Here is a 26,851-nt window from a genome sequence, read left to right as displayed (position 1 = left end):
CTTCCCAATCTATCCATGATGTTGATGTGATTTATGTAATCTAAGGGAGAAGCAAGCTTCTCCCTTAAGGGTAAATTACATCTTCACCGCGGTGTGATCGAAAATAGTAGGTGCGTGACAGAAGAAACAGGTTTCTAACTGAGCAGCATCATTCGCCTCTTGGTAAGGCCTATTAACTAAACCGCCTTGGCTTTGAGCATGATTCTTGATTTCTTCAAAGCCATGACAAGAAGCACAAGTTGCTGTGATTGGAGTGGTGTATCCCTCATTAACAAAAGGATACTCGCCATTACCTGCAGTCGCTAAAGCGCCTTTAAGCTTGAATGCATCAAGATTAAAGTCGTTATGACACTGAGCACAATCTTTGATAATGCCTTGTTCACCGTGAACGCTATGAAGTTTCATTTCAAGTGCACCTTGGTTGAAACCTACTGCATATGAGCCATCTGGAGTATGACAAGCAGCACAAGCATCAACACCAACAATAGGCATATCGTTAACATCTGTAGTGTGAGAAAGTTGCTCAGACATCACGAAACCAGCATGCTGTTTACCCTTGTGAATTTCAAACTCAGGGGTATGACATGATGCACATGCAGTAAAATTAACTGAATCTACATGACGCATGCTAGCGGCTGAGCCTGATAAAGTTGCAAAGGCTAAATCAGCTTTCATTGCAGTGTAGAAATTGTCATTCAACCATTTCTCACCATTGTCATTGGTATCCATGTTTTCATCGATCACGACTTTAGAACAATCGACAAATTCGCTATTTTCAGAACACATTGACCAACCAACAAAGCTAAATGCTGTTTCGTCATCGCTTCCTGCTGTGCCAAGTTTAAGATCTGCGCTAGTGGTATATACTAACTTACCATCTTCAATAGTAGCTTTTGTGTCGTCAACAACACCGTTCATGATTGCATTAATAGAATCTTTACCGTAATAGCCCAGTGTTACATTATTGGGGCCAACGTTGGTAATAATTTCAATGCGCTGAACCATTGCTGAAATGGTATTAAGATCGACATTTTCACCGTTTGAATCTACAACTTGGATACTGATAGTTGCATTTTGAGTTGTAGGATCTATTGCTGAGTCAACATTGATACCATATTGGTCCATCAACGCTTTTTTCTCGACAAAATCACCAGTGTGAATTTCTTCAGTCCAGCTGGCATTGTGACACGCGATACAGTTTGAATTATCAGACTGTTGTGGGTGACCTTGGCCTGCTTCGAAGTCGATGCCAGTGTGACAACTCGAACAAGTTTCCATGGTTGGAATACGTGTCCAGTTACCCCATTCAGGTAACTCTTCTGATTCAATGTGACAGCTTTGACAGTTGTCTTGAACTATGTTGTTTGCAGTTTCAGCACTCTTGTCCATATTACGGCCATACATTTTATTGTTGTTATGAACGTTGTGGATTAAGTGGTTAAAGCCAACTTGTACTTTACCTTTATCAGCTGCCATTTCATCAGTATGACAAGAGGTACAGGTATCAAGAGAAGTGTAACTATGGTAAATGCTTTCGCCTTCAGCATGACATGCTTGACAAGCTTCGGTGCTCACTACATTTTTAGTATATTTTGCATCGTAGCCTTCACCATCGAAATCTTGAGTGAATTCAGTACGAGGAACGGTTGTAGTACCATCTAATAAAGTACCTGCACTTGCGATTAAGTTATAACGCTGAGTTAGCTCTGGGTTAAAACCTTCAGTTTCGATTGTGAAACTATAAGTACCGTTTTTATTATCGGTAAATTCATTTTGAGAGCCAATAAACTGCCACTGAGCGCTGTTACCAGCACCTGTTGCCCCAGCTGGAACAAGTTGTACGGCTTTTTTAACTTCAAAAGCGGATAATCCGACTACTGCTTCATCATCTTCATTAGTCGCAAAAACCTTAAGCGTTGGGTTATCACCTTCATACGTTACTGAAAGGACTTCAAGCTTAAGTTGTTGAATAGCTTCAGCTGGTTCACCGCCAGGAAGGCCAGGGATACCATCTTTACCATCATCTCCGTCACTACCACAGCCTGTTAAGGCAACTGAAAAGCTAGCAGCAAGGAGTAAAGCAATTTTTGTATGTTTTGTGTTCATCATATTTTCCCTAAAGAGGTAATACATTGAACTTATTGGCAGTATTTTCTGCGAAGAAGCCACTATCATCACTAGTGTTTTCCTGTTCTCAATTAAGTCAATGTTGGAAAATGTATTCCTAGTAACTAGATTACTGCACCTAAGCAAAAAAATCTTTAAAGCTTAGGTGATTATGTGACCCTGTTCTAAGTATTCCTAAAGTGGTATTTAGAAATAAAAAGAGGAGACACAGTCTCCTCTTATATTAACGATTACTTATAATTAACTGGGTGAACCGTATCGACACCAAAGGCTTTACCTTCGGCATGACAGGTTGCACAGGTTTCAGAACCAGGGACATATGTACCTTCAGGATCATTTGCTGCACCACCTTCACTACGGATATGAGAAACGAGTGAGTCTTTAACACCATGACAACTAATACACGTTGCTGCGATTGGAGAAAACTCTACACGCTCTAGCTCGGCATCAGTAGTTTGTGTCGCTGGCACGCCAGCTGTATCCATACTTAACTGACCTTTGTCATGACAGGTTGCACAATTACCATAATGTTCAGGGAAGGTAATTCTGTCTTCACCACCAACTTCTTGTCCTTTACGCTTGTTGGCATGTAAAGAGTGAATGCGAACTTTAAAGTCAATGTGTTCAACGATTGATTTACTACTAGAGTAAGTGGCGTTATGGCACATTTGACATTCAGCTTCGAAGTTGGTGTAAGAACCGTTGTGCTTCATTTTACCTGTACCAAATTTGGCTAGGTATTTATCATCATGACAGTTTGCACATGTTTCGTTGCTTACTACAACACGACGAGCATCTACATCTTCTTCACCAGCTAAGTTGAATGGGACTATGTCACCAACAAGCGTTGCTGGGTTACCTGCTTCATCTGAGCCAGTTCCGCAAATTACACCTTGTAAGCTATCACGGTCAACGCACATTTTAGTTGTGATTACAGCTGTCGACGCTAACGCTTCATCAGCAGTTAATTCAACATCAGTAGCAACATAGGTAAATACATTACCTTCAGTTGAAGTCGGCGCTTGAGTTAGTAAATCGATTTTTTTGTAACCGAGCACGAAATCATTTTCATTACCAAAGCCAAGCATAAGGTTGCTTTGAGTTAGTCTTTCATCTGCATCAGGACTAGTTACACTTTCTTCGTTTGTGTCTTCAATATTAACTGCAAAAGTTAGTTCTTGTGCTGCGGCATCATAACTTACACTACTCGCAACTAAAGTGGCTGAATAGCTGTCTTGTGCGTTTTGTTTTGCAACTGCATCAGTAAAGTGATGTGCTGCACCAGCCATTCCTTCATCAGCATGACAAGTAGAACAGTCAGTAGTTTCGATATATTTACCGTGCATATCAGCTTTTATTTGAGCAGGATCTGTTGAGTCACTATGACACGAACCACATGCTAGTGCCGTGTGATGCTTAAAATTAGCGGCATCAACAGGGCTGTTGTCGCTATTTTCAATGTGACATGCTTGACAGTCATACAAATCAGCAGGGAAGGTCACTTCACTGTAATCATGAACACTGCCATTGTAACCAGCAACTAAATAGTCACTCTTATGGATTTTATGTGCCATGTAAGCAAAATCTAAAGAAGCGCCAGTTTCTGGATCTGCAGAGTAATTGTTATGACAAACTTGACAATTTTCTAGTGCAATTCGTTTACCGCCATGCATTGCTAATTTAGGTGCCCAAGCATGTCCGTAATTGTCACTATGACAACGAAGACAAGACTCTTCTAAGTTATTAACAGTGCGAGTTTCTTCTGGGCTTACTTGCTCACCAGTGATAGGAGAGAAATCAAAGTGAGTGTTAACGAGTTTATCTGCACTGCCTTCAGCTCTTAATTCCATAGTGATACGGTGAGTAAGAGTTTCGTCATAGGCTAGATCTAGCCCTTCTATGGCGTCGATACTGTTTAAGTTAACTTGGAATGTATAAGTGTATTGACCAACAACGTCACCAGCAGTTAAACATTCTTGCTTACAGCTTGTTTCCACAGATGCTTGAATCTGAGTACCTGCTTTATCTTCAAACCCTGGAGGAATAAATTCAGCAACAGGTTCAACTACATTGTTAATATAGCTAACCCATTGTGGGGTTTTGTAACCTTTGCCACTCTGTGGGACAAGTTTAGCAATACCCATACCGAGACTATCGACATTGTCATAAGTGGTAAGATCTGTAATGGGAGTACCATTAGCATCACCAAGTTCAAAATGAACGCTGATTGCACCATCAAGAATTTCTGTTGACGTGATATCAACTTGAAGACTTTTAGCCTTATTGATCGTGAGACCGACTACTCCATCTTCACCATCTTCACCGTCTTTACCATCACTGCCACAGCCAGTCAATGCAAAAGCTAATAGCCCCGCACTGAATACCGCTTTAGCAGTCGTATTTAAATTAAATTTATTCATCATTTTTCCCTGCAAGAGATTTATTTTCACTTGATCCTTCATCATAAAATCAAGCGTATGGATACTATCCAAACTTATTCGAAATAAGTTTTACTATTTTAACCACTTGTCTACGTCGCCACCGTGATTAAGATCTTACTATTCCGAAAGGAGTACTTCTAAATTCTGCAATTTACAACTCGTTGTTTTTAAGTTGTTAAACTGCCGATAATCAGTAGTTGCTCTCTGTGGGTGTTTTTTGTTGATTGACGCCAAAAACCCAGTTTGGTATCCAATTTCAGTAAGCCCTAATGTCTGCAATGATTTTGGTAATGCTCTACTCACTACTAAATAGATTGCTAAAATTGCCATTACTAATAATAAGTGATTTATGTGAAGTTTGGGTTAAATGTTGAACTCATTTTGTGATTTTTAGTGAGTTGTGGCGTTTATTTGTTAAAAGTGTGATCTCGATCTGATTGTGATTTGAACCTTTGAGGGTAGGTATAAAGTAAGGCCCAATAAAGAGTCAATTTAAAGCATTCTTAAGTTGTATGGTCTTTATTAGCTGGCTTATGTTGTGGTATTGAAATCATGGTTAATTGTTTCAATATTACCGATAGGAAAGTTGCTAAAAAATGAGCTATTGATACCGGATCGAGTAAAGCTTGTTCAATCGAGCCGTTAGTTGATAAAAGTAAGCGAATTTAGCTTGAACATGACAAGTGCTTAGTGGATAATCCTGTTGTTCTCGTTAAGCAGGGTTCGTTTAGATGTTTAAGAATATTAAATATTTTAATTATTTGCTTAATTAGAAATCTATGGTGACCTTAGGGTCCCCTCGCAATGATAACTTGTGAACTCGGCCAGGCCTGGAAGGGAGCAACCGCAGCAAGTGACTCGTGTGCCGAGGTGTGGCTCTAGGGGAACCTCCAATCTCCTCATTATCCTTAGATTTTCCCTTTGAATATTATTTTTAATAATTATCTATAGCCATAATCTTATGAATTTTTTGGCAAAAGTTTTGTTGTTTAAAATATGTGCTATATGTTTGGCTTTTTATTGATAGCGGGTATTGAAGCAGCGACTTCTGCATCTTCCACTAGCTTCTTATGAAGGTTAGCTTTTAAAAATTGTCGTGACTTTTCAAGTGCGCTATGGATCTCGTTTTTCATCTGTTGCAGTTCTGCATAATCTTCAAAAAAATAAGTATCAACGAGGTGTCTTATGTAGCGAACTGGAAGTTGATTTAAGGTAACGCAGCATAAATCAGCTAAATACTCCTCTGGTAGCTCTTCGAGTAAGCCTTCGTCTCTTAATATTTCCATTAAAAGCACTTCATAGTAATTACGAATATCAACTTGCATCCTTGACTCCCTATAGAATGAAATTTAACTTGTTTATCTGATTATCATTAGTGTGCTACCAGATTGCCTTGGCTGCAATAAAAAGTTGGCTATGTCTTTGAGTTAGTGCTTGCTCGTTGCGGCTGTAACCGCCTCCGATCACCGCTGCAATCGGGATTTCTGCCTGCTTAGCTTGCTGTAAAATAAATGTATCTCGGGCCAATATGCCTTTGGTTGATATGTCTAAATAGCCTAAATCATCATCTTGGTGAATATCAACGCCGGCATCGTAAAGGATAAGATCTGGCTGATGGATGCTTATGAGGTATGGGATCACTTGTTTGATAACCGATAAGTATTCATCGTCGAGAGTGTGTTTATCAAATTCTATATCGTGATGGGAGCGTTGCTTTCTAAATGGGAAGTTTTTTTGGCAATGAAGCGAGCAAGTTATTATGTTGTCTTGGGTTTGAGACAATGCCGCAGTGCCATCGCCTTGATGTACGTCACAATCGATAATAAGCACTTTCGTGGCTTTTTGCTTAATAAGCATTTGCTTGGCTGCAATCATTAAATCGTTAAAGACACAGAAACCACTGCCAAAGTCATAATGAGCATGATGATAGCCACCACTTAAATGTAGGGCAATACCATGGTCAATTGCCAAATTAGCGCTTAGCACTGTGCCATTGACCGCGTGAAGGGTGCGGTTAACCAGTGATTCGCTCCAAGGAAAACCGATACGGCGCAGCACTTTATTAGTAAGGGTGTTATTGATAAAGCCATCAACATAGTCACTTTGATGGGTTTGTTTTAACACTTTAATATCGATGGGGCTTGGCTGATGAAAATCTTGCGGGATAGCGAGACCTTGTTCAAGTAAATATTGCTGTAAACGTTGATATTTACTGGTAGGAAACCGATGCTTTTTAGGTAACGCCAGCTTGGAGTAGCTGGCGTGATAAACGAGTGGAATAGTCATTAAAGCTGTTTAATAGCCCAACTCATGAACTCTTTGCGTGTTTGCTCATCAGCTTGTAACCACCAATATTGCAGCATTTGCTCAGGATGAGTTGCCGCTTTATCTGTTACAGCCGATGTCGTTGCGGAAGCTGTCGCAGTTTGAGTCACAGGTGTGCTAGCAACTACTGCGGTCGAGGTCACGGCCGCTGTTGTGGCAGTTGCAGTGTTTACTGCGGCTGGAGCGACATTGCTACTGGTTGCAGAAGCTGCTAATGCGTCAATATCATCACCTTTATTACTGCCAAATAACCCGCCTAAAAATGAACCTTCTTCAAAATCGGTTTGGGTAATTGTGTAATCGACTTTGCCATTATCTTGGCGTGAGATAATCACTTGGGGATCTTTAGCAAAGCTTTTAGGGCGTTTTACAAATTCTCCGTCTGCGGGCTTAAGAAAATACTCATGATCGCCATCGACTATAATAGTGACAATAAAAGGCGCTGATTTTATAAAGCTTTGGCTATCGCTGAAGTCATCTTCAATCATATCGTGGTAACGGATGGCTATTTTATGGGAGCCATTACTAAGGTCTAGATCTGATTTATGGGTAAACTTATTGGTATCAATTTCTTTGCCGTCCAATGCTAAATACTCAAACGACATTGGAATGGTTAAATTTGCCGCTAAAGCTGATGTTGATGTAGCTAAAGCAAGTAAAGTGGCACTTAGCGTTCGGGTAAAATTCATTGTTGCTCCTTAACGATTTAAATTTCTATTAGGTCGTTCAAACATCTGGATTCTTTCCTCTATATAACTAATTGCTTGACGACATTTTCCTAAGCGTCGATGTAGAGAGAGAATTTCATTTTGTAATCTGATTTTGTCAGTACTATGACAGTTTGCAAGTGCAGATTCCATTTCTGCTATTTTTTGTTCAAAGGTTGTAGCCCAATTCAAATGTTTGTTCAGCTCTTGATAAATTTGGTGGCTGTTTTTCATTACATTACTGGCTATCCAGCCAAAGCCACTGTCTGAATGTTGTTGCTGTTGTTTTTTTGCATAGCGTGCACGGCTATTGTCACGTTTTTGCTTTTCAGTATTCACATTCAGGTTGGTGGTCACTAAGGCTCGTCTTAATGCGGTAAAGCGATCTTGAATGCGCTGGCAGCTAAGCTCAATGATTCTGACATCAAGTTTGAAAGAAAGTTGCTTTTCTAATTGCTGAATGTCTTTTTTTAATTGGGCAATACAAGGGCTTAATTGGGCACCTTGTTGAATAAATAATTGTGAATTAAATCGTTCAATATCTTGCAGCATTTTCTTTTGTTGCGCAGGTAATTGCTGATCGTGATGTAAGGCATCTTGTTCTAATGAACTGAGCTGCTGTTTTAATTGGTAAATGAGTTGGTTGGTGTTTCTCATAGCCAAGCCGTCCAAGCTAAATGTGCTGCAATGGATAATACAGTAATGATAAATAGCGGTTTGATAAAGGGAATACCAAATCTTATAGCAGATTTAGCCCCAATAAATGATCCCGCCATCATACAAACACCGATCCACAAACCTAATATCCAATCCACTTCGCCTAATAAGGCAAAAATGACTAATGCGGTAACATTACTCACTGAGGTCATTAGCCTTGCTAAGGCGCAGCTGTTTAATAATGGCAGCTTATGCAGCCTGATGCTGGATACTGTCCAAAATGCGCCAATACCGGGGCCTGCAAAACCATCATAAGCACCTAAGGTCATTCCTTGCACTATTTGTTTGTTTTGAGATGGCAACCCGGTGGGTTGATTGATGATAGTTTCGCCCATCGCTTTGGGACTTATAAGGGTGTAGATTGCAATCCCGATAATGATCAGCGGTAAGATTTTTTCGAGCCAAGCAGCATCAATAAAATAAACTAAAAAACTGCCGATGATGGCACCTATAAAGGTCGTCAAAAATGCAGCCCGCCAGAAGGAAGGTTTAATGAGTTGTTGTTTGTAGTAGGTATAACCTGCAGTAATAGAGCCGAAACAGGCTGCGAGCTTATTGGTACCCAATGCTAAATGGGGTGGAACGCCCATCGTTAGCAGTGCAGGGATAGAAAGCAAACCGCCACCGCCAACAACGGCATCTATAAAACCTGCAACAACACCAATTATCGCCAGAATGACCCAATGACTAGGGTCTAACAAAAATTCCAAAAAAATACCTATTCAATAACTTTACGAAATGGCGGTAGGGCATCGAGTAACGATTTACCGTAACGCTTGGTAATTAGGCGGCGGTCTAAAATAGTCACTCGGCCATAATCGTCTTCTTTGCGCAGTAATCTACCACAACTTTGGATTAATTTACGTGACGCATCTGGAATGGTTAATTGTAGGAAAGGGTTGCCACCTTTGCTTTTTATATATTCCGCATGTGCTTGTTCAACTGGTGATGTCGGCACTGCAAAGGGCAGTTTGGTGACAATCAGGTTGGTAAGGTAATCCCCAGGTAAATCTAATCCTTCTGAAAAACTGCCTGTGCCAAAGATAATACTGGCTTTTCCGGCATCACAACGGGCTTTATGTTGAGTTAGCACCTGTTGTCTTGGCATAGTTCCTTGAACAAATAACTGCTCTTTAGGCATTTTACCAATAATTTGATCTGTCACCTTTTCCATTTGCCAATAAGAGGCAAACAGCACCAATGTTGCCATTTCATCTTCAACTAATGCCAATATCTGCTCTGCAAGCTCATCGGTAAAGGCTTCATCTGTAGGCTCATTCTTCATTTGAGGAATAAATAATGTGGCATTATTTTGATAATCAAATGGCGATAGTAACGCCAAAAAGCGGCTGCCATCATTTAATGATAACCCGACTTGATGGGCAAAATGATTAAAATTATTCAGCGCCCGCAGTGTTGCGCTGCACAATACAACACCTGCGGCTTTTTGCCACAGCATAGATTCGAGCATGAAACCCACTTCAATAGGAGACGCACAAAATAAATAATCCTGTTGTTTACCTGTGATCAGTTCAGCCCAGCGCGCCATGGGCGCACCTTTTTTTGAGTCTTCTTTAGCGAGCATTTTCCATAATTTATGCAAGTTTTCTAAACGCTGGGAAATAAAGCCTGCTTCTGAAAGCACTGTTTCTGATTGATGTTTAGGTAACTCACCATCTTTTATCGCTTCACTTAAAACGGTTTGAATTTTATTAAATTGCTTTAATGCAGAATTCGATGCTGAAGCTAAGTTTTCGGCCTGTATGAGTAATGACTCTGGTAATTTGCCATTTTCAAATCTTAAACGGGTTTCTGGGTTGGCAAAGAGCTGCGGCTGGGTATCACAAAAATGTGCCACTTGATTAAGCTGGCTAACCAGCTCATTAATGTGATCTAGCATCGCTTGCACTGGTGCAATAATATGAGTGGTTTTTAATTGGTTTTGTAATTTAGAGCAGGTTTTACCTGCCTTTTCTAGCCAATCAGCTGTGCCGCGAAGACTTGCTTGGGCGCTGGAGAAATCTCTGGCAACTGTTGGCAGATGATGCGCCTCATCGATGACATAAAACATCTCTTCAGGCTCTGGTAAAATAACGCCGCCGCCCAGTTCTAAGTCGGCAAATAACAAACTGTGGTTAACAATGAGTACGTCCCAGGTTTCGACATCTTCACGGGCTTTATGAAAAGGGCAGTTATGATGATTGGATAACTGACGATGGCAGCTGTGTTTATCACAGCATATTTGCTGCCATAAAAAGTCAGGAACAGGTTGCTCTAAAGTGTCGATTTCACCGTTCCACTTTTTATCTTGGTAATCTTTATGGATTTTTTTGAGTTGGTCAATCTGGCTTTGATCAGGCTTTGTCTGCCACATCGCCATTTGTGAGGTGTCTTCGGGGCCAATCATGGCTTCAAGCTTTGCTAAGCAAACATAGCGCTGACGGCCTTTGACTAAACCAAATTTAAAGTCTACCCCAGACTGTTGCAAAAAGAAGGGTAAATCTTTATGCAGTAATTGCTCTTGTAATGCTACGGTTGCCGTTGCTATACAGACTTTTTTCTTGCTGGCAATGGCTAACGGAATCGTGCCAAGAATATAGGATAAGGATTTACCAATACCGGTGCCGGCTTCACAAACCATAATGCGACGGTGTTTGTCATATTCACCGGCCAGTGTTTTAGATATTTCAGCCACCATATAGTTTTGCTCACGCCGGGAGCGAAAATTTGGCATTGCCGCCGCGATATCTTTATAGATAGTGCGGATCTGACTTTTGACTTTATCCGTTAACATGAGTGACCTATTCGCATTCTTTGCTTACTGTTTATGTGTTCGCTGTTATATGCTGTACATAATAACAGTGAATTGAACTGCACGAAATATTTAATCGAGCCAAAAACTATGACAGTAAGCGTAAATAAGGTGACTTCTATCAAAGGGCGAGTGTTGACGCGGCATTCAGCTTTTCGTGATGGTCGACTTATATTGCAATATTATTTAAAAACGAGATCTGGCCCTGTGCTGATAGAAGTGGACGGGGCTGAAGTAGTGTGTTTTTGCCGTCAAATAGATATACCAAAACTCGCAGGACATATTCATCAAGGTTGCAGAATCGAAACTATTGCGCTTAAAAACTTTAATCACCAAGCTATCGCCTGTATTTATTTAAAGTCAGCCAGTGTACAAAGGCAGTTATTGCGGATTGCCAATGATATGGGGATTGAGATTTATGAGGCAGATATTAGGGCAGAGCAGCGATATTTGATAGAACGCTTTATTGCCTTTGATGTTGAGTTTATCGGGCAATCTAGTTTAGAGGCTGATTTATGTAACAGTCAGAATACCAGCTTAAGTCAATTGCCGGTGTACCAAGCTGTAAAAGCAAGAAAAAGCGATAATGACATCTCGCTTTCTATGATTTCGTTGGATTTCGAATGTAGCCCTAGCGGCGAGTTATATTCAGTTGGCTTATATGGGCAAGATTATCAATTAGTCATTATGGTGGGACAGCCTCAAGAGTCAGAGCACTATATTCAGTGGGTGGTTACCGAAGTTGAGCTTATTAAGCGATTAATTGTTTGGTTTGCCGAATATGATCCTGATGTCATTATTGGCTGGGCGGTCGTCACTTTTGATTTGTCACTATTGTATAAACGTTGTCAGTTACATTCGATACCGTTAACCATTGGTCGTGGGGCGACGGTATTAAGCTGGAAGGTTGAAGATAAGCATCGCCCTGAAACCTTATCTTTACCGGGGCGAGTGGTGCTAGATGGCATCGATTGGATTAAAGCGGCATTCTATCATTTTGAACGCTATTCATTAGAGCACGTATCGCAACAATTACTAAATGAAGGCAAGGCTATTGACCATGTTGATAATCGCAGCCAAGAAATCTGTCATTTGTTTGCCCATGATAAAGTCGCATTGGCGTTTTATAATATTACCGATTGCCGCCTAGTATGGGATATTTTTGATAAAACCCAGTTGCTGGCTTTTGCCATTGAACGGGCCAAACTAACCGGCTTAGAATTTGGCCGCGTTGGCGCATCTGTTGCTGCTTTTAATAATTTATACCTACCGCACTTACATCGAAGCGGTTTTGTTGCCCCTGCTCACCCAGCTAGTGATGGACTTGAATCTCCTGGTGGCTATGTGATGGATTCTATCCCGGGTTTTTACAAAGATGTTTTAGTGTTGGACTTTAAAAGCCTTTATCCATCAATTATTAGAACGTTTTTGATTGATCCCAAAGGCTTGGTGGTGGGCGAACAGCAGCCTGACGAAGTGACTGTGCCGGGTTTTCTCAATGCAAGATTTAGCAGAGACAACCCCATATTGCCAGAGCTAATAGCAACACTCGCGCAGCAGCGTGAGCAAGCCAAACAACTTAACAACCAACCTCTGTCCCAAGCCATTAAAATAATCATGAACTCTTTATATGGCGTATTGGGCTCTAGAGGCTGTGTGTTCCATGATGCCAAGCTTGCAAGCTCGATTACCATGCGTGGCCATCAAATCATGAAGCAAACCAAAGCTTGGATTGAAGAGTTGGGTTATAAGGTGATTTATGGTGATACCGACTCTACCTTTGTGTGGTTAGGAGAAAAGCATCAAATAGACGATATTAGTCAGTTAGGTCATATGCTGGCACAGGAAATTACCCAAAAATGGGCCGATTTTTGTGCTACCAAGTTTCAGTTAAAAAGTTATTTGGAACTTGAATTTGAAAGTCACTTTAATCAATTTGTCATGCCGACATTAAGAGGCTCAGATGCTGGCAGTAAAAAACGCTATGTAGGGGCAACCACTGACAAGGAGGGACAATTAGCACTGACCTTTAAAGGCATGGAGCAAGTCAGAAGTGATTGGAGCCCTTTAGCCAGAAGAATGCAATATCATTTATACTTGTTATTATTTACCCAAGGGGACGTTAGAGGCTATTTGTTAAAGCAAATTAAGGAGCTTCAAAATGGCTCATTTGATGATGAACTAATTTTTAGAAAACGCCTAAAGCGTAACATTGAAGATTATACGGCTAAATCTTCACCACATGTGAAAGCCGCAACGCGTCTATGTCAAATAACAGGTAATTCGGAGCTTGGTAAAAGAGGCACAATGATCGCTTACAGGATGACTCTGAATGGTGCGCAACCTATAGAAGCAACCAATGAATCAATTGATTACCAATATTACCTTGATAAACAAATCGAGCCCATTGCAGAACCAGTATTAGGGCTCAAAGGTGACAGTTTTGATAGTCTTGTGAGCAATCAGATGTTGTTACTTTAATGTTGCTGGCTGTGTAATTTATGGTGATACGTTATCATTTTTATGTCTTTTGGTAGTGGTTTGTGCTTTGCAATGTGCTTATTTAGTTTATTATGATATTTAATCGATTTATCTCTTTGTTTCATGCTAATTCATCATGCTAGCCTTCAGTTAATGGAAAAATTCTATGCAAATAGATTATTTAAAATAATTAATGATGAAAATGAAATGGGAAGGTTTAGCTCGATGAAAAAGACTTTAATCGCATCAACACTTGCAGCAGTTATGTTTGTACCAACAGCTTCTGCTATCGAAATCTATAAAGATGAGAAAAACTCTGTTGCTATTGGTGGTTTCATCGATGCACGTATTTATAGTGGCCAAGGTGAAACTGAAATCGTCAATGGCGCATCACGTATTAACTTCGCCTTTGATCGTCAAATGAATGATGGTTGGGCAACCTTTGCTAAATTCGAGTGGGGTGTTAACCCATTCGGTAACAGTGAAATCGTTTATAGTGCTGGTAGTCAATTTGAATCACAAAGCGATGACTTTCTAAATAACCGTTTAGGTTACGTTGGCGTATCAAATGATACTTACGGCTCAATCAGCCTAGGTAAGCAATGGGGTGTTTGGTACGACGTTGTTGCCGGAACAAACTACCCTATCGTATGGGATGGTAATGCTGCAGGTGTATACACATACAATAAAGCTGATGGCGCTATTAACGGTGTAGGCCGTGGTGATAAAACCATTCAATACCGTAACTCGTTTGATAAATTCAGTTTTGGTGCGCAAGTACAGTTAAAGCAAAATGAATTCGTTATTTACGAAGATGAGAACGTAGATGGTTTTTCTGATGCACCAAGTATTAATGATGAAGAGTCACTAGGTACTGTAGAATACGGTAATACCTTCGGTTTATCGGCTATGTATCAATTCACTGATGAATTATCTGTTGGTATTGGTTACAACACGGGTAAATTTGAAGGTGAATTAGAGAACGGCACCCGCATTGAAGAGCGTGATGAAATTTACGGCTTAAGCGTAACTTATGGTAACTGGGATGCAGAAGGTATTTATTTCTCTGCGAACTACAATGAAAATAAATTTCATGACACAGATAACATTGGCCGTATGATTGAAAGTGCGAAAGGTGTAGAGTCATTAGTATCATATCGTTTTGACAACAACATCCGTGTTTTCTTAGCATATAACATGTTAGATGCTGATAGCGTATTAGGCGCTGATGAAGGTGAAGTATTTAAGCGTCAGTTCACTACAGCAGGTATTCATTATATCTGGGATACAAACACTATCCTTTATTTTGAAGGTCGTATCGACAGCAGTGATTTCCGCGGAACAAACGAAGACAAAATGAAGATCAGTGAAGATGATGGCATTGGCTTCGGTATTCGTTACATTTTATAAAATTAAAATTTAACAACTACCCATTAAAACACTCCGAAAGGGGTGTTTTTTTTGCTTTAAAATTCATAGCGACCGTCTGCTTGTTAATTAATTGTAAGTCTCGAAGGTCATTTGACCACATATCTATTTATTGTTGTGGGTATAAAATAGCCGATTGGAACAATTCTGCAACATTTTAAATTGTTATTTGTTATTTTTAAATGCTATTAAATACAGAGGCTTAAGGTGGTTGTGTAGTTTAATACTCTATTTTTGTATGTTTTTGTGGACGAAATAACCATTCTAAACATGTTAACTTACCCGATATTAATGAAACATATGTTGAATTAATGTTTTATTTGTGATTTTATTGCATACGAAATGTGGTTGAGCGATGTTCAACTTCGTTAACCAACCTAAATTAATAAGGTTGGAACAATAAGAAAGACACAAGTCCAGGGAGATTGACAATGCATAAGAATTTATTAGCTAAATCAGTGCGTCTAGCAATGATTAGCGGTGCCGCTGCGGCAGCACTTAGTTCACCAGTAGCATTCGCTGCTGAAGATGATGGTGCTTCAGTTGAACGCATCGAAGTAACTGGTTCGCGTATTAAACGTACTGATATAGAGGGTTCTAGCCCAGTAACTGTGATGGATGCAACTGAAATCAAAGCATCTGGTTATGACCGTATAGAAGATGTCTTAAACCAGTTGCCACAAGTTGAAGCAGCTGAAACGGCATTTTTGGCTAACGGCGCAACAGGTACTGCAACAGTCGATTTACGTGGTCTTGGTTCAAACAGAACGCTTGTTTTGATTAATGGTCGTCGTATGCAAGCTGGTAGTATTACTTCGCAAGTTGCTGATATTAACCAAATTCCAGCTTCTTTAATTAAGCGAGTTGAAGTTCTAACTGGTGGTGCTGGTGCGGTTTATGGTGCAGATGCCGTTGCTGGTGTTGTTAATTTTGTCATGAATGATGACTTTGAAGGTTTTGCTATTAATGCTGGTGCTTCAGGTTATCAGCACGATAACAACAATAAGTACATTCAAGGTTTAATGGATGATAAGAATTTCGATTATGAAACTGGAAATACTGGTGTAGATGGAAAGACATACACCATAGATGTTACTTTAGGTAGTGATTTCGACGATGGTAAGGGACATGCTGTAGCTTACGCTGTTTGGCGCCGTAATGATGAGTTATTGCAAGGTTCTCGCGATTATGCATCTTGTGCTTTAAATGGTGCAGGGGATACTTGTGGTGGTTCTGCTACTACACCTAACCCTCATTTTGATATGTTCCCAGTTGTTAATGGTGAAGTTGATTATACTCAGGAATATTGGGGTTACTTAAACCCTAATGGTGAAGGTTTCATGGAAGATGACGGATACCGTTATAACTATGCTCCTGTAAACCATTTTATGCGCCCAAATGAACGTTTTACAACCGGTGCATTTATTAATTATGAAATTAACGAACATTTCCGCCCTTACATGGAATTGTCATTTATGCACAACAGAACAGCAGGTCAAATTGCTGAATCTGGTACTTTCTTTAACCAAGAAATATTATTCGATTACGATAATCCACTTTTAAGTGAACTACAAAAGCAACAGTTGCAAGACTATTTTGGGCAAACTCCAGATGATCAATTCGTTGCATATATCGGCAAGCGTAATGTTGAAGGTGGTGCTCGTTCTAATAACCTAGAACATTCTTCTTACCGTATTTTAACTGGTATGGAAGGTGATTTAAATGATTCGTGGGCTTATGATGTAAGCTTTGCTTATTCTGCTACGTCATCTAACTCAGTATACCAAAATGACTTACTTGCTCCTAAAATCCCTTCACGAGTAGGTGCTGTAGATACAGAGTGTAATGCCGAGGACGGTTGCCTGTTGTATAACGTGTTTACTCTGGATGGTGTAACTGCTGAACAAGCAGCACAACTTGCAGGTGTGGGTACACAAACAGGTTTAGTTACTCAAATGATTTATAACGGTTATGTTACTGGTGAATTTGATCTGGCTTTACCAACAGCATCATCAAATATTGGAGCTGTATTTGGTTTAGAACGTCGTGAACAATCTTACGAACGAATTTCTGATACCATTTATGAAGAAGGTCAATTACTTGGTCAAGGTGGCCCTAATCCAAGTTTATACGGTGAAATTACTGTAAATGAAGCTTTTGCTGAACTTGCGGTACCAGTGTTCGATGAGTGGAATGTCAACTTAGCTGCTCGTGCTTCAGATTACTCAACCTCTGGAACTGATTATACTTACTCGTTAGGTACTGATTACACATTGGCTGACGCATATAAATTCCGTTTCAGCTATGCAAAAGCAATGCGAGCACCTAACATCGGTGAATTGTTTGATTCACAAAGTATTGGTTTATGGAGCGGTGATGACCCATGCGCAGGTACTGTAGCGGAAATTACAGCAGCAGGGTTTACACAAGAAATGTGTGCAAATACTGGTGTTTCAGCTGCTCAGTTTGGCAATATTACGAAATCTCCAGCTGGTCAATATAACCAGTTTTCTGGCGGTAATCCTGAGTTGAAGCCGGAAGAGGCTGATACATATACTATAGGCTTAGTTGCTAACCCGTTAGAAAATTTAAACTTCTCTGTTGATTATTTCAATATTGAAATGGAACAAGTAATCGGTACTATCGGTGCCGAACGTATCCTTACAAACTGTGCTACAACAGGGGATGCATTATTTTGTGATAGCATTGACCGAAGCTCTTCTGGAAGCCTATGGTTAGGTCAGGAAGGTTATGTTTCAAATCTTGGTTCTAACATCGGTGGCCGTAAATGGGAAGGGGTTGATGCAACAGCTAGCTACAGTCTCGACTTAGGCAATGGAACATTAGATTTCAACCTTAATGGTTATTACAGCATCAAGAAAGAAGTTGAACCAATTTTAGGTGATGACTCGCTTTCATATGATTGTTCTGGAGTAGTTAGTACGTCATGTTTTGCTTCTCCTAAATGGCGTCATAATTTAACGACTACATACGGCGCTGACGATTATAGTGTTTCATTGAAGTGGCGTTACTTTGATAGTGTAGACTATGAAGGCACAGCAGATACGTCATTGATTGATAATGGCGGCATCGATGCTGTTAGTTATTTCGACTTGTCAGGCCTTTATGCAGTAACTGATTACTTAACGTTCTCAGCTGGTGTTAATAATATCTTTGATGAAGAGCCTCCAATGGTAGGTAATACTATATCAAGCAATGCAAACACAGTTTCTGGTTTCTATGACACATTAGGGCGTTTCGTATACCTTAATGCAGGCTTGAAATTTTAATATCTGAAATTAAAAAGTATTAAAGTAGTAGCTTTGTTATTTGAAAAGTTACCAACTTAATAAATATTTTTAAAGTTTGTAAAAGCACTGAACTTAAAATGTTCGGTGCTTTTTTATATTTAATAGTAAGTTAAAAACAAATTGAACAATAAGCAAGGCGTGACATTAAAAGTATCGTTGTTTGTTTTTTACTTGGCTGGTGTCATAGATAAATCGAATGTTTTACTAAGAATGTTTACTATTTAACCTTTTAAAACATTTGTAATGACGAACCCTTCATTTTCTCTAGTTTTTGATGTCCTCAATTGTTGACACAGGTCAACATTTTGTGAAATGATGCGAGCGGGTCTATGCCTTAGCGGGTATAGAATAGGGAAGAAAAAACTAACAATCACAAGAGAAAGATACACTTAGTGAGTGCAACATCGGTTAACAATAAAATCGCAGTTGTTACTTTCGAGTTAAAGCTTTCTAATTCACTATAAATTGGTTGGGAACTATGTCCAAGGTAAGCAATAGAACAAAAATCGCTACTGCACTTGTTGGCGCGCTTGCATTAGCTAGCAGCAACTTCGTGATTGCAGATCCTCTAAGTGACGTACAAAAAGCAGACGGCAAAATTCATGCTGATGCTGCTGCGTCGCAAAACAAAGTTGATAAGTATTTTGATCAAGCACAAGACATGCTTTTTGAGTATGGCTCAGTTGCTGACGAACGCGAATCTTTAAAATCATACAATGACTATGTTGCCGGATTGGTTGCAGACCAACAGGCGACAATGAAACTTATCCAAGACGATATCGACGGTGTTGATGCTCTTAGACAAGGTGTTGTTCCTTTAATGTTTAAAATGGTAGACGCTTTAGAGCAATTTATCGCTTTAGACTTACCATTTAACAAAGACGCTCGTGAAGCTCGTGTTCAACGCTTAAAAGATACATTAAATAGCGCTGAAGTAACACTTGCTGAAAAGTACCGCTTGATCTTAGATGCGTATAACATTGAACGTGAATATGGTTCTAAGTTAATTGCAGAAACTGGTCAATTACAAATTGATGGTAAAGAAATTCTAGTTGATTTCTTAAACTTCGGTCGTGTAAGCCTATACGCTCAAAGCCAAGACCAAAAGTCAGCTTGGATGTATAACGCAGAAACTAAAGGTTGGGATGTGTTAGAAGATAGCTATCTTCGTAACTTAAGCAAAGCTATTAAACAGGCTCGTGGTCAAGGTGCTCCTGATCTATTCGCCTTACCAATCCCTGCTGCGGAGGCTGCACAATAATGAAAAAGTTTATTACTACAGCAATCGTTGCTGCAACTCTGTCACTAACATCAGGTATGGTTAGCGCTGCAGATGCACCAAAAACGATTGAACAACTATTAAAGCAAGTTCAAACAGACCGTGCTAATGCGACTAAAACCAATAAGAAGCGTGAAGCAGAGTTCTTAAATGAGCGTGGCGATAAAGCTGCTCTTCTTAAACGTGAAAAATCAGCGCTTGCAGCTGAAAGACAACGTGGTAAAGATCTAGCGCAAGCATTTACTGATAACGAACGTAAAATCGCACAATTAGAAGAAGATCGTAAGATTGCTTCTGGTGACTTAGGCGAAATGTTCGGTGTTGTTAAAGGTGAAGCAGGTGACTTTGCTGGTAAGTTAGTTGGTTCTAACATTACTGCACAGTTCCCTGGCCGTGATGCATTTATTGCAGAACTTGGTGCTCGTAAAGAACTTCCAAAAATTAATGAGCTAGAACAATTCTGGGAAGCTCAACTTTTTGAAATGGTCGAATCTGGTAAAGTTGTTACTTTCGATGCTGATGTAACAGGTTTAGATGGCGGTGTTACTAATACTACAGTTACTCGTGTTGGTGCATATAACTTACTTGCTGATGGCAAATACGTTGTTTACAACGCTGACCTTGGTCTAATCCAAGAGCTTTCACAGCAACCAGGTAGTGCACAAGTATCAAGTGTTAAGTCATTTACAAGTGCGACTTCTGGCTATGAAAAGCTGTTTGTTGACCCTGCACGTGGTGTGTTACTAAGTGTATTCACTCAAAAAGCGACAATCGAAGAGCGTATTGAAGCGGGTGGACCAATTGGTTACATCATCATCGGTTTACTTGTTCTTGGTGCGCTAATTTCAATTGAGCGTTTAGTTACTCTTTATATTGTTGGTGCTAAAGTTAAAGCTCAACGTAAAGATACTGCAAACCCAGGTAATAACGCATTAGGTCGTGTACTTAAAGTTTATCAAGAAAACAAAGACGTTGATGTTGAAACGCTTGAACTTAAACTTGATGAAGCTATTTTGAAAGAAACGCCAGCTCTAGAAGCACGTATTTCAATCATTAAAGTTCTAGCAGCTATCGCGCCTATGATGGGTCTACTTGGTACAGTAACCGGTATGATTGCAACCTTCCAAACAATTCAATTGTTCGGTACTGGTGATCCACGTCTAATGGCAGGTGGTATCTCTATGGCATTGATGACAACGGTACAAGGTCTTGTTGCTGCACTTCCTCTAATGCTTATGCACGCAGTTGTTATCGCTCGTAGCAAGTCAGTAGTTCAAGTTCTTGAAGAACAAAGCGCTGGTATCATTGCAGAGCACGCTGAGAAGAGGGCTGACTAATGATGCTAATCCTGATGGATGTTTGGGACTCTGTCAGGGGCTTCATGGCCACCGGAGGAGATATCCTCTGGTTGGTAGCGGCAGTGCTATTTCTAATGTGGGTGTTAATGCTTGAGCGTTTTTGGTATATCAATTTAACTGCACCAAAAGAGCATAAAGCGATTATCAACGCATGGAATAATAGAGAGGATTCAACCTCTTGGTATGCACACCGTATCCGTGAAGCTTGGGTGTCCCAAGCTAAGCAAGATATGAATGCTCGTATGCTGCTTATCAAAACATTAGTAGCCATTTGTCCAATGATTGGTCTACTAGGTACCGTAACCGGAATGATAGCAGTGTTCGATGTGATGGCAGTTCATGGTACGAGTAACGCTCGTATGATGGCGGCTGGTATTTCAATGGCAACCATGCCGACAATGGCAGGAATGGTAGCAGCACTATCAGGTGTATTTTTTAGCACTCGATTAGATGCAAAATTGAAAATTAGTCTCGAAAAGCTAAAAGATAGCTTGCCACACCACTAGAGAGAGTATTGAAAATGGCACGTAAAAAGCATTTTAGTGTAGAAGAAGAAGCACAAGTAGATATGACTCCGATGCTCGACATCGTGTTTATCATGTTGATCTTCTTTATTGTGACGACTTCGTTCATTAAGCCATCAGGTCTTGATTATAAGAAACCTGAAGCTTCTACAGCGACACAACAAAAATCTGCAAACATCTTTATTGGTGTGAGTAAGACAGGCGTAATTAAGATGGAAAACCGTCAGGTTGACATCGAGCGTGTAACAGCGAACGTAGAGCGTATGTTAGCTGAAGCACCAGAAGCGGCTGTATTAATCGAAGCAGACCAAGAAGCAGAACATGGCCTTGTAGTTAAGGTTATGGACAACGTAAAGAAAGCGGGTATCGACAAAATCTCGATTTCAGCGGGGAAAGACTAATATGCTGAGAGCAATAGTATCACTCATAGTTGGTGCTGCTGTTACTTTCGCCCTGTTTGTCTTCATGGCCTTCTTGGTCGGTGGCGGCGCTAAACGCGCCGACACTTCAACTGATTCTCCTATTATTGAGATCAGTATGGATAAGCAGGATACGAAAGTGCAGGATAAGCCTAGGGTTAAACCTAAGCCACCAGCACCACCTGAGCAACCACCGAAACCGGATACTACTCCGCCAGATACGTCATCAGATATTGATACGAATATGGCATTTAACATGAGTGGTGTTGTCGCTGGCGGTGCTAGCACAGGTTTTAAACTTGGTAACATGATGACACGTGACGGTGATGCAACACCAATTGTACGTATTGATCCTCAATACCCAATTGCTGCAGCACGTGATGGTAAAGAAGGTTATGTACAACTTTCATTTACCATCAACGAATTAGGTGGCATCGAAGACGTTAAAGTTATTAAAGCAGAACCTAAACGTATTTTTGACCGCGAAGCAGTTCGTGCGTTAAAGAAATGGAAATACAAGCCTAAAATCATTGATGGTAAGGCTATGAAGGTTCCTGGTATGGCTGTACAACTTGATTTCACATTGGATAAAGGAGGTAGATAATGCGTAAAGTAAATAAAATCGCTAGTGCGTTGCTACTAACTTTGTGTGGTAGTTCGCTACTCACAGTTTCAACTGCTCAAGCAGCTGAAAAATGTCCAATTGATGAGCGTCAATCTCGTGCAGTTGGTGCTAGTGCTGGTAAGAAAGTTCAAAAAGCTTTCGAAGAATACACAGAAGGACGTTTGGACCAAGCAATTGAAATTTTGCTTGAAGTGAATACCAAAAATGATTTTGATGCAGCGTATATAGGACGAATGATCGGTTCTTTCTATGCTGAAAAAGGTCAAATGGCAACGTCAATCAAGTATTTAAAAACAGCAGTAGATGCTGACATTCTTGGTGGTACAGATCACGCAGCAACATTACGTTTGTATGCTGACTTATTACTACAAGAAAAGAAGTTTAAAGACGCTATTCCTTACTACTACAAGTGGATGGACTTTACTTGTAAAGTCGACCCTGTTGTATACCGTCGTATCGGTATTGCATACAGCGAACTTAAGCAGTGGGATAAAGTACTTGAAGTTGCCGATAAAGGACTTTCTCTAGTAGAGAAGCCTGATAAAGGCCTTTATCAAATGAAATTAACTGCATACTTCAATCAAAAGAAGTATAAAGAAGCGGTAAAGGTACTCGAAATTATGGTACCGCTGTTCCAAGACGATAAACGTTTATGGGTACAGTTAGCGCAATTTTATTTGATGACTGAAGACTATACCAAGTCATTGCAAACTTATGATTTAGCTTATAAAAATGGTTTTTTAGAAACTGACGCTAACATTACTCGATTAGCACAACTTATGTCGCAAAATGGTGCGCCGTATAACGCTGCTAAGCTTTATGAAAAGCACATGAAATCGGGAATGATTAAAGAGACTGAAAAGTCGATTAAAATCTTAGCGGGTTTCTACCATAATGCTAAAAACTTCAAGCAAGCAGCCAAATTATATGGTCAAGCTGCTGAGTTATCTGGTGATGCTGAGTTATACCTTAAACAAGGTAAAATTCTTGCTATCGCTGAAGAGCCTAAAGCTGCAATTCCTGTGTTTGAAAAAGCACTTGCAGCAGGTTTGGATGAGCCAGGTGAAGCTGAACTTGAGTTAACTTTAGCCCATTTAAGTTTGAAGCAATATAAGTCTGCTTATAAGCGCGCAAATCGTGCTGCTAAACACAGCAAAACGAAGCGCAGCGCTAACAGCTATATTTCTTATATCAAAGAAAAAGCGCGAATTAACAATATTACTTTGTAATCTGGTTAATTTGAAAAAAGCCCCTTTCAAGGGGCTTTTTTTTTGAGTCGCATTTTTAGGTATAAAGAGAATAGATTGTTATTCTCAGTTACAATTATTTGCTAACTAATAACAACTAATTGCGATACATTGTAAATAATAACTAAAAAGATAAATCATATTTTAAGGCCGCTAAATTTGTGGCTCTGACAGGGATCTGATGATGAAAAAAACATTACTGACCGTTGCTATTGCTTCTTTATTATCGCTTCAAGCATGCAGCGAGCAAACAAGTCCAAACAACTCAAGCACCGCAAGTCTACAAAGCGCGCAAAAAAGTAGCCAGACAGCGGCACAAGCATATAATGCTTTAGCGGATGATTACTTTAAAGCATTGTTAGCATTAGAACCTATCTATGCAACCTATGTAGGGGTTAATGATTACAACGCTGAGTTTGGTGGTTCATTAACTGAGGCTTACCTAAAACAACGACATGAACTAAATAGTCAGTTTCTAAAACGAGCAAAATCAATTAATGCAAATGAACTTCCTGCAGATTTACAATTAAGCTTTGATATGTTCATGTATGACCGTCATATGGATCTTGTTGCCGAGTCGTATCCTGAGCATTTTATGCCAATGAATCAGTTTTACAGTACGGTTATCAGCATGATCCAATTGGGCAGTGGTGAAAGTGCCCAGCCTTTTAACACCGTTGAAGATTATAACAACTGGTTAGGTCGTCTTGCAGGTTTTATCAATTGGATAGGCCTGGCTCAAGCAAGAATGGATGAGGGGATCGCCAGTAAAGTTGTGTTACCTAAAGTCTTGGTTGAACGTATTATCCCGCAGTTAGATGCTCAATTGGTTAAAGAGGCTAAGCAAAGCTTATTTTATGCACCAATTAATATCATGCCTGAAGACTTTAGTGAGCAAGATAAGACTCAATTAACAGCAGAGTACAGTAAGCTTATTCAATCTCAGTTAATTCCAGCTTTAACAGATTTAAGAAATTATTTTAAAGATAGTTATCTTTCCCACGCAAGAGCTTCTGATGGTTGGTGGGGATTACCTAATGGTAAAGAGTGGTATCAAACGCTAGCAAATAGTCATACCACCACTAAAATGCCGGTTGATGAAATTCATCAAATTGGTCTTTCAGAAGTAAAACGCATTTTAACTGAAATGGATACAGTACGTGAACAAGTTGGCTTTGAAGGTGATTTAAGCGCTTTCTTCGCATCACTTTCAAGTGATCCAGAATATTTCTTTAGTGAGCGCCAAGGCTTAATTGATGGCTATATGGCACTAAAAGATGACATCAATAAAGAGTTACCTAAATACTTTAACGTGATGCCAAAAGCTGATTATGTTGTTAAACCTGTTGAAAGCTTTAGAGAAAAATCAGCAGCAGGGGCTTCTTATCAATCTCCTGCGGTAGATGGCTCACGTCCTGGTGTGTTTTATATTAATACCTTTAATTTAAAAGCACAGCCTAAGTGGGGCATGACAACGCTTTCTTTACATGAAGCCGCGCCTGGGCATCACTTTCAAATTGCCATTAAACAAGAGTTAACCGGTATTCCTGAGTTCCAACGTTTCCAAGGTTATACTGCATTTGAAGAAGGCTGGGCATTATATGCTGAGTACTTAGGCATCGAAATGGGCTTATTCAGCGATCCTTATCAGTACTTTGGTAAGCTATCTGATGAAATGCTCCGTGCAATGCGGTTGGTGGTTGATACTGGCTTACATGCTAAAGGCTGGAGCCGTGAGCAAGCTATTCAGTATATGAAGGACAACTCGCCAATGGCAGAGTCTGACATTATTGCGGAAGTAGAACGTTATATGGCTATCCCTGGTCAGGCGTTATCTTACAAAATTGGTCAGCTGACTATTTTAAGATTACGTGCTGATGCTGAAGCCCAGCTTAGTGATAAATTTGATCTTAAGGGCTTTCATGATCAAATTTTAACAACCGGTTCGTTACCTATGGCAGTCATGGAGAAAAAAATTGCCCGCTGGATTGAATCCGAATTGGCAAAATAACCAATAACTGATAGTTTAGTAAATGTAATCTGAGTAACAAGGGAGCAATTTATGCTCCCTTTTATTTTTTATAAAAAAATGACTAATTAATGGCATCAACTGCCAAAGGAGCTATAAATGGTACAGGCAACAGCTAGGCATCTTCTTGTGAGTTCTGAAGAACAATGTGAAACGCTTAAGCAGCAAATCATAGCAGGTGCAGACTTCGCTGAAATTGCTAAAGCCCATTCATCATGTCCATCAGGTGCACAAGGTGGAGAACTTGGCTCTTTCGGTCCAGGTATGATGGTTCGTGAGTTTGATGAAGTCGTATTTAGCGCGCCTTTAAATGAAGTACAAGGCCCAGTTAAAACTCAATTTGGTTACCATTTATTAGAAGTAACCAGCAGAGGCTAAACGCCTTATGTTGATTAAGGCAGCTTAGGCTGCCTTTTTTATTGGAGGTCACCACTTAATGATTGCGTTATATACTGACAGATTAAAAATTAGAACCTTAATCAAGGAGGATTGGGACAGTTTTAACCGCCTGCATCAAAATCCTGATGTCATCCAATATATCTGTGAGCCAATGACTGAGTTAGCCATTAAACAGAAATTTAATTCAAGACTTGCACCGTGGGAGTTTGATTTAGGAGAGTGGTTAACGTTAGTGATTGAAGATATTCACACCGGTGCTTTTATTGGTTTTACAGGTTTTCATTGTGATGATGCCTTGCTAAGGCGCGCTGAGGTAGGTTATATCATAGCACCTGAGATGTCCGGTCAAGGTTACGCTACTGAAAGCTTAAACGCAGTTATTGATTGGGGGAACCATCAATTTGGGGTCCACAAGTATATTGGTATCTGTTCAACTAACAATCTCGCTTCAGCCAAGGTAATGACGGCTTGTGGTTTTATTAATGAAGGCTGCTTAAGACAAAATTATAAAATAGGCCCCGATTGGCATGATGAATTTACTTTTGGCCTACTTACTCAAGACACTCGTTAACATTTAAGTAAACAAACACCTCATATAAGCAGCCAATTTAGCCGTTATCAA

General features: G+C 40.0%; 20 protein-coding genes and 1 other RNA gene. 13 read left to right on the top strand and 8 right to left on the bottom strand.

Going from position 1 to position 26,851, the window contains the following annotated elements:
- Nucleotides 1–75: 75 nt before the first annotated feature.
- Complete coding sequence (locus tag Q4546_RS03390; protein ID WP_303445678.1) at nucleotides 76–2,109, bottom strand: OmcA/MtrC family decaheme c-type cytochrome; 2,034 nt, start codon at nucleotides 2,107–2,109, stop codon at nucleotides 76–78.
- 248 nt (nucleotides 2,110–2,357) lie between these two features.
- Nucleotides 2,358–4,550, bottom strand: a complete 2,193-nt coding sequence (locus Q4546_RS03385; RefSeq protein ID WP_303445677.1) for an OmcA/MtrC family decaheme c-type cytochrome — start codon at nucleotides 4,548–4,550, stop codon at nucleotides 2,358–2,360.
- 806 nt (nucleotides 4,551–5,356) lie between these two features.
- On the opposite strand from Q4546_RS03385, the gene ffs reads away from it, so the two are divergent.
- An RNA gene (gene ffs / locus Q4546_RS03380) (signal recognition particle sRNA small type) lies at nucleotides 5,357–5,453 on the top strand.
- A 116-nt stretch (nucleotides 5,454–5,569) separates the two neighbouring features.
- On the opposite strand, the gene Q4546_RS03375 is transcribed toward ffs, so the two are convergent.
- From Q4546_RS03375 to dinG, 6 genes are read right to left on the bottom strand one after another with little or no spacing between them, the layout of a single operon-like run.
- A complete protein-coding gene (locus tag Q4546_RS03375; protein WP_303445676.1) occupies nucleotides 5,570–5,893 on the bottom strand; it encodes a late competence development ComFB family protein in 324 nt (107 codons plus the stop codon).
- A 55-nt stretch (nucleotides 5,894–5,948) separates the two neighbouring features.
- Nucleotides 5,949–6,854 (bottom strand): histone deacetylase, encoded by a 906-nt coding sequence (locus tag Q4546_RS03370; RefSeq protein ID WP_102436092.1) that lies wholly within the window; start codon nucleotides 6,852–6,854, stop codon nucleotides 5,949–5,951.
- Nucleotides 6,854–7,582 (bottom strand): DUF2057 domain-containing protein, encoded by a 729-nt coding sequence (locus Q4546_RS03365; protein WP_102476368.1) that lies wholly within the window; start codon nucleotides 7,580–7,582, stop codon nucleotides 6,854–6,856. The genes Q4546_RS03370 and Q4546_RS03365 overlap by 1 nt, the downstream gene beginning before the upstream one ends.
- Nucleotides 7,583–7,591: 9 nt before the next feature.
- Nucleotides 7,592–8,257, bottom strand: coding sequence for a primosomal replication protein (locus tag Q4546_RS03360; protein WP_102436088.1), 666 nt, complete (start codon nucleotides 8,255–8,257; stop codon nucleotides 7,592–7,594).
- On the bottom strand, nucleotides 8,254–9,027 hold the full coding sequence (locus Q4546_RS03355; RefSeq protein WP_102436086.1) for a TSUP family transporter: 774 nt from the start codon (nucleotides 9,025–9,027) through the stop codon (nucleotides 8,254–8,256). Before Q4546_RS03355 ends, Q4546_RS03360 begins: the two co-directional genes overlap by 4 nt.
- Before the next feature lie 8 nt (nucleotides 9,028–9,035).
- Nucleotides 9,036–11,111: an ATP-dependent DNA helicase DinG gene (gene dinG, locus Q4546_RS03350; RefSeq protein ID WP_102436084.1), complete on the bottom strand. Its 2,076-nt coding sequence runs from the start codon at nucleotides 11,109–11,111 to the stop codon at nucleotides 9,036–9,038.
- A 108-nt stretch (nucleotides 11,112–11,219) separates the two neighbouring features.
- On the opposite strand from dinG, the gene Q4546_RS03345 reads away from it, so the two are divergent.
- The 12 genes from Q4546_RS03345 (at nucleotide 11,220) to Q4546_RS03290 (ending at nucleotide 26,800) form a co-directional block, all read left to right on the top strand.
- Nucleotides 11,220–13,610, top strand: a complete 2,391-nt coding sequence (locus Q4546_RS03345; RefSeq protein ID WP_303445675.1) for a DNA polymerase II — start codon at nucleotides 11,220–11,222, stop codon at nucleotides 13,608–13,610.
- Between the two features lie 225 nt (nucleotides 13,611–13,835).
- A complete protein-coding gene (locus Q4546_RS03340) occupies nucleotides 13,836–15,020 on the top strand; it encodes a porin (RefSeq protein WP_102436080.1) in 1,185 nt (394 codons plus the stop codon).
- Between the two features lie 449 nt (nucleotides 15,021–15,469).
- Nucleotides 15,470–18,328 (top strand): TonB-dependent receptor, encoded by a 2,859-nt coding sequence (locus Q4546_RS03335; protein WP_303445674.1) that lies wholly within the window; start codon nucleotides 15,470–15,472, stop codon nucleotides 18,326–18,328.
- 499 nt (nucleotides 18,329–18,827) lie between these two features.
- Nucleotides 18,828–19,610 (top strand): DUF3450 domain-containing protein, encoded by a 783-nt coding sequence (locus tag Q4546_RS03330; RefSeq protein WP_102436074.1) that lies wholly within the window; start codon nucleotides 18,828–18,830, stop codon nucleotides 19,608–19,610.
- Nucleotides 19,610–20,965 carry a MotA/TolQ/ExbB proton channel family protein gene (locus Q4546_RS03325; RefSeq protein WP_102476363.1) on the top strand — a complete coding sequence of 452 codons (1,356 nt, stop codon included), beginning with the start codon at nucleotides 19,610–19,612 and terminating at the stop codon, nucleotides 20,963–20,965. Before Q4546_RS03330 ends, Q4546_RS03325 begins: the two co-directional genes overlap by 1 nt.
- Nucleotides 20,965–21,492 carry a MotA/TolQ/ExbB proton channel family protein gene (locus Q4546_RS03320; protein WP_076537019.1) on the top strand — a complete coding sequence of 176 codons (528 nt, stop codon included), beginning with the start codon at nucleotides 20,965–20,967 and terminating at the stop codon, nucleotides 21,490–21,492. Before Q4546_RS03325 ends, Q4546_RS03320 begins: the two co-directional genes overlap by 1 nt.
- A gap of 14 nt (nucleotides 21,493–21,506) precedes the next feature.
- The gene (locus tag Q4546_RS03315) at nucleotides 21,507–21,911 is read left to right on the top strand and encodes a biopolymer transporter ExbD (protein WP_076537018.1); all 405 of its coding nucleotides are present in this window, start codon (nucleotides 21,507–21,509) and stop codon (nucleotides 21,909–21,911) included.
- A gap of 1 nt (nucleotide 21,912) precedes the next feature.
- Entirely contained in the window at nucleotides 21,913–22,533 is a 621-nt protein-coding gene (locus Q4546_RS03310) for an energy transducer TonB (RefSeq protein ID WP_303445673.1), read from the top strand.
- Nucleotides 22,533–23,783 carry a tetratricopeptide repeat protein gene (locus tag Q4546_RS03305; RefSeq protein WP_102519798.1) on the top strand — a complete coding sequence of 417 codons (1,251 nt, stop codon included), beginning with the start codon at nucleotides 22,533–22,535 and terminating at the stop codon, nucleotides 23,781–23,783. Before Q4546_RS03310 ends, Q4546_RS03305 begins: the two co-directional genes overlap by 1 nt.
- Nucleotides 23,784–23,985: 202 nt before the next feature.
- On the top strand, nucleotides 23,986–25,812 hold the full coding sequence (locus Q4546_RS03300; protein WP_303445708.1) for a DUF885 family protein: 1,827 nt from the start codon (nucleotides 23,986–23,988) through the stop codon (nucleotides 25,810–25,812).
- Between the two features lie 117 nt (nucleotides 25,813–25,929).
- Nucleotides 25,930–26,208 (top strand): peptidylprolyl isomerase, encoded by a 279-nt coding sequence (locus Q4546_RS03295; protein ID WP_076537011.1) that lies wholly within the window; start codon nucleotides 25,930–25,932, stop codon nucleotides 26,206–26,208.
- Between the two features lie 58 nt (nucleotides 26,209–26,266).
- Nucleotides 26,267–26,800 carry a GNAT family N-acetyltransferase gene (locus Q4546_RS03290; RefSeq protein WP_303445672.1) on the top strand — a complete coding sequence of 178 codons (534 nt, stop codon included), beginning with the start codon at nucleotides 26,267–26,269 and terminating at the stop codon, nucleotides 26,798–26,800.
- Nucleotides 26,801–26,851: the final 51 nt, after the last annotated feature.

Source organism: Shewanella sp. 4_MG-2023 (assembly GCF_030548015.1).
Lineage (GTDB): Bacteria > Pseudomonadota > Gammaproteobacteria > Enterobacterales > Shewanellaceae > Shewanella.
The sequence above is the reverse complement of the archived record's forward strand: the minus strand, read 5'-3'. Positions and strand labels throughout refer to the sequence as shown.

Excerpts from the sequence above, each read along its gene's own strand:
- Q4546_RS03390 (WP_303445678.1), bottom strand. The coding sequence starts at position 2,109 with ATGATGAACACAAAACATACAAAAATTGCTTTACTCCTTGCTGCTAGC.
- Q4546_RS03385 (WP_303445677.1), bottom strand. The coding sequence starts at position 4,550 with ATGATGAATAAATTTAATTTAAATACGACTGCTAAAGCGGTATTCAGT.
- Q4546_RS03375 (WP_303445676.1), bottom strand. The coding sequence starts at position 5,893 with ATGCAAGTTGATATTCGTAATTACTATGAAGTGCTTTTAATGGAAATA.
- Q4546_RS03370 (WP_102436092.1), bottom strand. The coding sequence starts at position 6,854 with ATGACTATTCCACTCGTTTATCACGCCAGCTACTCCAAGCTGGCGTTA.
- Q4546_RS03365 (WP_102476368.1), bottom strand. The coding sequence starts at position 7,582 with ATGAATTTTACCCGAACGCTAAGTGCCACTTTACTTGCTTTAGCTACA.
- Q4546_RS03360 (WP_102436088.1), bottom strand. The coding sequence starts at position 8,257 with ATGAGAAACACCAACCAACTCATTTACCAATTAAAACAGCAGCTCAGT.
- dinG (WP_102436084.1), bottom strand. The coding sequence starts at position 11,111 with ATGTTAACGGATAAAGTCAAAAGTCAGATCCGCACTATCTATAAAGAT.
- Q4546_RS03345 (WP_303445675.1), top strand. The coding sequence starts at position 11,220 with ATGACAGTAAGCGTAAATAAGGTGACTTCTATCAAAGGGCGAGTGTTG.
- Q4546_RS03340 (WP_102436080.1), top strand. The coding sequence starts at position 13,836 with ATGAAAAAGACTTTAATCGCATCAACACTTGCAGCAGTTATGTTTGTA.
- Q4546_RS03335 (WP_303445674.1), top strand. The coding sequence starts at position 15,470 with ATGCATAAGAATTTATTAGCTAAATCAGTGCGTCTAGCAATGATTAGC.
- Q4546_RS03330 (WP_102436074.1), top strand. The coding sequence starts at position 18,828 with ATGTCCAAGGTAAGCAATAGAACAAAAATCGCTACTGCACTTGTTGGC.
- Q4546_RS03325 (WP_102476363.1), top strand. The coding sequence starts at position 19,610 with ATGAAAAAGTTTATTACTACAGCAATCGTTGCTGCAACTCTGTCACTA.
- Q4546_RS03320 (WP_076537019.1), top strand. The coding sequence starts at position 20,965 with ATGATGCTAATCCTGATGGATGTTTGGGACTCTGTCAGGGGCTTCATG.
- Q4546_RS03315 (WP_076537018.1), top strand. The coding sequence starts at position 21,507 with ATGGCACGTAAAAAGCATTTTAGTGTAGAAGAAGAAGCACAAGTAGAT.
- Q4546_RS03310 (WP_303445673.1), top strand. The coding sequence starts at position 21,913 with ATGCTGAGAGCAATAGTATCACTCATAGTTGGTGCTGCTGTTACTTTC.
- Q4546_RS03305 (WP_102519798.1), top strand. The coding sequence starts at position 22,533 with ATGCGTAAAGTAAATAAAATCGCTAGTGCGTTGCTACTAACTTTGTGT.
- Q4546_RS03300 (WP_303445708.1), top strand. The coding sequence starts at position 23,986 with ATGAAAAAAACATTACTGACCGTTGCTATTGCTTCTTTATTATCGCTT.
- Q4546_RS03295 (WP_076537011.1), top strand. The coding sequence starts at position 25,930 with ATGGTACAGGCAACAGCTAGGCATCTTCTTGTGAGTTCTGAAGAACAA.
- Q4546_RS03290 (WP_303445672.1), top strand. The coding sequence starts at position 26,267 with ATGATTGCGTTATATACTGACAGATTAAAAATTAGAACCTTAATCAAG.